Annotated in this window: 6 protein-coding genes; all 6 read left to right on the top strand. The window is 42.4% G+C overall.

The features are described 5' to 3' along the window. Window positions 1-368 precede the first annotated feature (368 nt). Genes FD01_RS02455 through FD01_RS02430 form a run of 6 tightly spaced genes read left to right on the top strand, consistent with a single transcriptional unit; the run spans window position 369 to window position 5018 of the window. Window positions 369-1106 (top strand): GntR family transcriptional regulator, encoded by a 738-nt coding sequence (locus FD01_RS02455; RefSeq protein ID WP_056962476.1) that lies wholly within the window; start codon window positions 369-371, stop codon window positions 1104-1106. 6 nt (window positions 1107-1112) lie between these two features. Further along, on the top strand, window positions 1113-1805 hold the full coding sequence (locus tag FD01_RS02450) for a GntR family transcriptional regulator (RefSeq protein ID WP_056962475.1): 693 nt from the start codon (window positions 1113-1115) through the stop codon (window positions 1803-1805). An 11-nt stretch (window positions 1806-1816) separates the two neighbouring features. Next, window positions 1817-2281, top strand: coding sequence for a PTS sugar transporter subunit IIB (locus FD01_RS02445; protein ID WP_054719465.1), 465 nt, complete (start codon window positions 1817-1819; stop codon window positions 2279-2281). Between the two features lie 27 nt (window positions 2282-2308). Beyond that, window positions 2309-3145, top strand: a complete 837-nt coding sequence (locus FD01_RS02440; protein ID WP_056962474.1) for a PTS mannose/fructose/sorbose/N-acetylgalactosamine transporter subunit IIC — start codon at window positions 2309-2311, stop codon at window positions 3143-3145. Then, window positions 3126-3953 carry a PTS system mannose/fructose/sorbose family transporter subunit IID gene (locus FD01_RS02435; protein WP_056962473.1) on the top strand — a complete coding sequence of 276 codons (828 nt, stop codon included), beginning with the start codon at window positions 3126-3128 and terminating at the stop codon, window positions 3951-3953. Before FD01_RS02440 ends, FD01_RS02435 begins: the two co-directional genes overlap by 20 nt. Window positions 3954-3956: 3 nt before the next feature. Beyond that, window positions 3957-5018: an SIS domain-containing protein gene (locus tag FD01_RS02430; protein WP_056962472.1), complete on the top strand. Its 1062-nt coding sequence runs from the start codon at window positions 3957-3959 to the stop codon at window positions 5016-5018. Window positions 5019-5087 lie beyond the last annotated feature (69 nt).

Below are 5087 nucleotides of genomic sequence, written 5' to 3'. Positions count from 1 at the left end.
TAAACGCGGTTCTGAATGTCTCTTAAAATCTGTCTCAAATATTGACTTCAATCCATTTCCCCTTGGGTAAGAGCCCTCAGACAGGTTGACTTGTCTGAGGGCTTTTTGTGTACTGCGGTGAATCAGCGATGTCTTCAAAAATCTGGCTTGTCTATTCATGCTTTGCACTTGGATTGTAGGATTTGCTGTTTCGACAGCGAACTAAGATATTACTTTTTTCAGTTGACAGATGTTTATGTAAGCGTCTACAATGGTCTCAGTTCTAAAAAGGCACAACCTGTATTTATTCTTGAGATATGGCCCCATAGCAATAGGAAATATAGCTTATTTAGATATAGGATGCCAGAAATAAATCAAGGAGATTGTCGATGGAATTCCAGAGTTTAACCCCAGCATCTGAGGCAATTGAGTCGTTGAAGAGCATGGTTTTACAAATGAAAGAGGGGACCAAGCTAGCTTCGGAAAGAGCTCTGGTTAAAGAACTAGGAGTAAGCCGCACGACATTACGGAACGCCTTGGAATACTTAGTCAAGGAGGGAAAAATCGAGGAAGACAGTGATGGAACTTTTTCTACTATTAGAAAGCACAAGATCAACCTGTTGGACATGAGCTCGATGAGCGACGAACTTAAGAGCGAATTTCATCAGCTCAAGATTGAAATGATAAGCAATCGTGTTCTAGAACCCAGTGAAAACGTTGCAGGATACTTAGGCCTCTCTGACAACGAAAAAATTGTTGAGTTGACAAGAAAGCGCCTTCTGGACGACATACCGGTGACATTTGAGATAGCTCATCTTGATTATCAGAAATTTCCTGCCCTGCTAGGAATTGATTTTAACAATAGGTCTCTGTACAAAACCTTGAAGGAATTATACAAGGTTGTTCCAGCATATGGACACGAAACTGTGTCTTCAACTAATGCGAGCGGGAATGTTGCTGAGGTTCTAAATGTTAGTGAAGGCACCCCCCTGTATCTGATTTCAAGTTTTGCGTATGACAATCATGATGAAATTATTGAGTTCACTCACCAATACCTGGTCGGGCAAAGAGTTCAGTATCAGATTAAAGTCAACAACATATTTGACTATCGAGATGATTTGGAGTGATGACTTTTGGCAAGTCTATATGATCAGGTATCGGAGCAGATAAGGAAATTAATTAGCAGTGGTGAGTACTCCACCGGAGAGCCCTTTGATAGTGAGATAAGTCTTCAAAAAAAGTTTGGTGTTAGCCGAACCACAATTCGCAAAGCGGTCGATAGTCTGGTGAATGAAGGCATTTTGACGAGGAGAAATGGAGTAGGGCTCTTCATAACCCCAAGGTTTAATCAAAAGAACATTCTTGAAATGTCAGGAATACTCAAAAGGGAGGAACTCGAAAGCCGCAAGCAAAAGGTGCGCAACAGTTACTTGAGAATAGCAGGTAAATACTATTCGAAGATTTTGGACACAAAGGAAAACAGTCTTCTTTATTACGTAGATTATACGGACACTAATAATCACAGCATTACGCAAGAAAAGCTATTTTTGCCGCTTGATAACTATCCCGGTTTTGACCTTGCGTCAATTAGTGTGGGCAGTGTTCTGGACATCACTAATTCTGGGAACAAGGCAGTGACAACAATGGAGCAAAATATGGAACTAATACTCCCGGAAAGGGAGCAACAGAAAGTTCTAAAGATCGATGAATTTACGCCAATATTTAAATTCCACAACTTGTTTACGGGGTCTGAGAATGAGCCTATATGTCTAGAAATTCGATACGAAGACGCTACGAACACGAACTATGCTATTGATTTTGATTAGGGGGATTAATCATGATTCAAATGCTTAGGATTGATCACAGACTGTTGCACGGACAGGTGGCGGTTTCCTGGTTTGGTGCCTTGGACGTTAATACAATCCTTGTGACAAACGACGATGTTGCTAGTGATGATTTTAGAAAGTCCGCTATTAGGTTGGCAAAGCCAGAGGATGCAAAACTGGTCATGAAATCAGTTGATGATAGCATCTCAGCTATTAATTCAGGAGTTACAGATAAGTACAAAATGTTAGTGGTTGTAGAATCAGTAGCTGATGCTGACAAACTGATCCGTGGGACAGGAACGCATATTACTAGTCTTAATGTCGGCGGGACGAAGCCACGCGAGGGAACCAAGCCATACGGGAAAGCCGTGAATTTGACTGAAGGGGAGGTGGAAACACTCAAAAAGCTAAACAATGACGGAATTGATGTGTTTATCCAGATGGTTCCTGGGGATCGCAAAGAGAAAATCAAATAGTAATCATCTTATTGGAGGTGAATAATTATGATTACACCTGTAACTGCCATTTTGTTGGCATTGACCGCAATGCTGGCAAATGGTGAATACTTTCTTGGCTCGTCAATGCTTTCGCGCCCGTTAATTACGTGTACGATTGCTGGCTTAATAATGGGTGACGTTAGAACCGGGATTATCATGGGTGCCAGTCTTGAACTAGCATTCGTTGGCTCATTCTCAATAGGCGCGTCTATCCCACCAGAAATTATTTCAGGCAGTATTTTGGGGACTGCATTTGCAATTGGTGCTGGTAAGAGCACGGCCGTTGCTTTGACTCTGGGTATTCCAATCGCTTCACTGGTTCTGGTAATAAAGAACCTGTGCTTTATCTTTATCCTGCCATACTTTGTTCACAAAGCAGACCGGTATGCAGAGAAAGCTGACGGAAGTGGGATTGGGCGTATGAACGTCCTAGGTGGTTTTTTCTCAGTTAATTTACCAATCGGGCTGGTTGTCGGGATTTCATATGTGCTTGGTAGTCCAGTAATTAAGACGGTTTTGGCCGCTATCCCAAAGTTTGTTATCAGTGGCCTAGGGATTGCGACCGGATTATTGCCGGCGTATGGTTTCGCGCTCTTGCTGAAGATGATGATTAATAAGCACAACGCAGTATTTTTCGTGTTTGGCTTTGCGCTAGCTGCCTACCTGAAAATTTCAGTTACTGGCGTTGCCATTTTCGGCGCATGCTTGGCACTAATTCTTACAGGATACTCTGCGTACAAGGATAACCATAATCAAGGAACAGGAAATGGCCCGAAAGATAATAATGGCGGCGTGAATAAAGCCCAGACTGGAGGGATTAACTATGAAGATGAAGAGTTCTAAGCACATTACACATAAGGACCTAATGAAGGTTTTCTGGCGTTCCTTCACCATGGAATGGGCATGGAATTATGAACGGCAAATGAATTTGGGGTATGCCTTTTCGCTAGTCCCGGTTCTTAAGAAGATTTATAGCAATTCCAAGGAAAAGCTTGCTGAAGCATACAAGCGTCATCTAGCCTTTTACAACGTCACACCATGGCTTTCGACCTTTCCATTGGGGATTTCAATCGCCATGGAGGAACAGAATGCTGACGACCCTAACTTCGATCCAGAATCAATTAACGATGTCAAAGTTGCCCTTATGGGTCCTCTTAGTGGATTAGGTGACTCTTTCTTCTGGGGCACATTGCGTGTTATTGCTACCGGGGTCGGGACTTCATTAGCAATTCAAGGTAATATTCTGGGGCCAATTCTTTTCTTCCTTATTTTCAATGTTCCGGCACTATTGACTCGGTACTACGGCCTATTCGTTGGGTACAACATTGGATCTAGCTTTATCGAGAAAGTTCAAAAAACCGGCTTGATGGATAAGCTGTCATACGGTGCCTCAGTTTTAGGATTGAGTGTTGTGGGAGCAATGGTGGCAACACTGGTCACAATCAAGATGCCTTATAAAATTGGCACTGGGACTGACGCTGTCACAATCAGCAAGATCTTTGATGGCATTGTTCCTGGTATTCTAACCGTGCTGTTTACCTTGTTTATTTTCTGGCTAGATAAGAAGGGCTGGAAAGCTGCCTGGATTCTTTTACTTATTGCCGGAATTGGGATCTTCGGTGCTTGGACTGGGATTCTAGGAGGTATTTGAATCATGAAAGATATGCAATATTACGTTAGACAAGAACCGGCGATTTATAAGAGCATCCTTGATAATTACAAAACACTTTTCTCCGATGTGGATCGTGTAGCTAAATCTATCAATGTACGAAGCATCACTATCTACGCCACAGGTTCTAGTTCCAATGCGGCGTATTCGGCACTGCCGTACATGGCCAACATACTGAATGTGCCTGTTACAGTGATTGATCCTTCATATGCCGCTAGCTATCTGATGCAACCACGTAAGAATGATTTAGCAATTGCCATTTCACAAGGTGGTCACAGCTATTCAACCATCAAGTTGGTTGAAACAATGCAAAACGAAGGACGCACTGTTTTCACATTAACCAGTGATATGGCAAGCCCAATTGCCAAGGTTGCAGACAACATCATCAATATGGGTATGCCTGTGGAAGAGATGCCTTACGTGACTGCAGGATACAGTGCAACTATCCTCGATCTAATGCTCTTAGCGCTCACCGTCGCTCACAGCTTGGACATTATAGGACAAGGCAAATTTGACAATGATTTTAAAGAAATCAGTCGGGTTGTAGGACTGACTCAGAAGATAGTTGATCAGTCCGAAAGTTGGTCTGAATTTCAAGCTGAGCAGTTTGCAAAGGCCAAGCGAGTATTCTTCATTGGCTATGGCGCGACGTATGGTGTTGCGCGTGAAGGACAAACAAAGTTCACCGAAACCGTTCATCTTTCAGCGTTTGGGAATGAGCTTGAGGAATACATGCATGGCCCATACATTGGTTTAAAAAAAGATGACATTGTTGTATTTGTAGATGGGAATGGAAAGCTAGAAGACCGAGTAGAAAAGCTTAGGACATTTCTCAAGGCGCACGTAGACGATGTTATTTCGCTTAATGCCAATACAGGTGATGCAGGCGACCTTAATTTTGAAGTTGAAACTAATGAGTTGCTTACTTCTTTGTTCATGACGATTCCAATTCACTTGACGGCCTTTAAGGCATCACAGATTGTTGGGCATGATTTGACAAAATCAACTTATCCCGATTTTGATCAAATCACAAATTCGAAGATTTAAGAAGGCAAAATTATTTCGTAAATTGCAAGAACAAGTTAGCCAGTCGTTGAGGACAATCCCAGAACAGGC

The organism is Lacticaseibacillus manihotivorans DSM 13343 = JCM 12514, assembly GCF_001435035.1.
Classification (GTDB): Bacteria; Bacillota; Bacilli; order Lactobacillales; family Lactobacillaceae; genus Lacticaseibacillus; species Lacticaseibacillus manihotivorans.
The sequence above is the reverse complement of the archived record's forward strand: the minus strand, read 5'-3'. Positions and strand labels throughout refer to the sequence as shown.

Coding starts and splice junctions, on each gene's coding strand:
- FD01_RS02435 (WP_056962473.1), top strand. CDS start 3,126: ATGAAGATGAAGAGTTCTAAGCACATTACACATAAGGACCTAATGAAG.
- FD01_RS02430 (WP_056962472.1), top strand. CDS start 3,957: ATGAAAGATATGCAATATTACGTTAGACAAGAACCGGCGATTTATAAG.
- FD01_RS02455 (WP_056962476.1), top strand. CDS start 369: ATGGAATTCCAGAGTTTAACCCCAGCATCTGAGGCAATTGAGTCGTTG.
- FD01_RS02440 (WP_056962474.1), top strand. CDS start 2,309: ATGATTACACCTGTAACTGCCATTTTGTTGGCATTGACCGCAATGCTG.
- FD01_RS02445 (WP_054719465.1), top strand. CDS start 1,817: ATGATTCAAATGCTTAGGATTGATCACAGACTGTTGCACGGACAGGTG.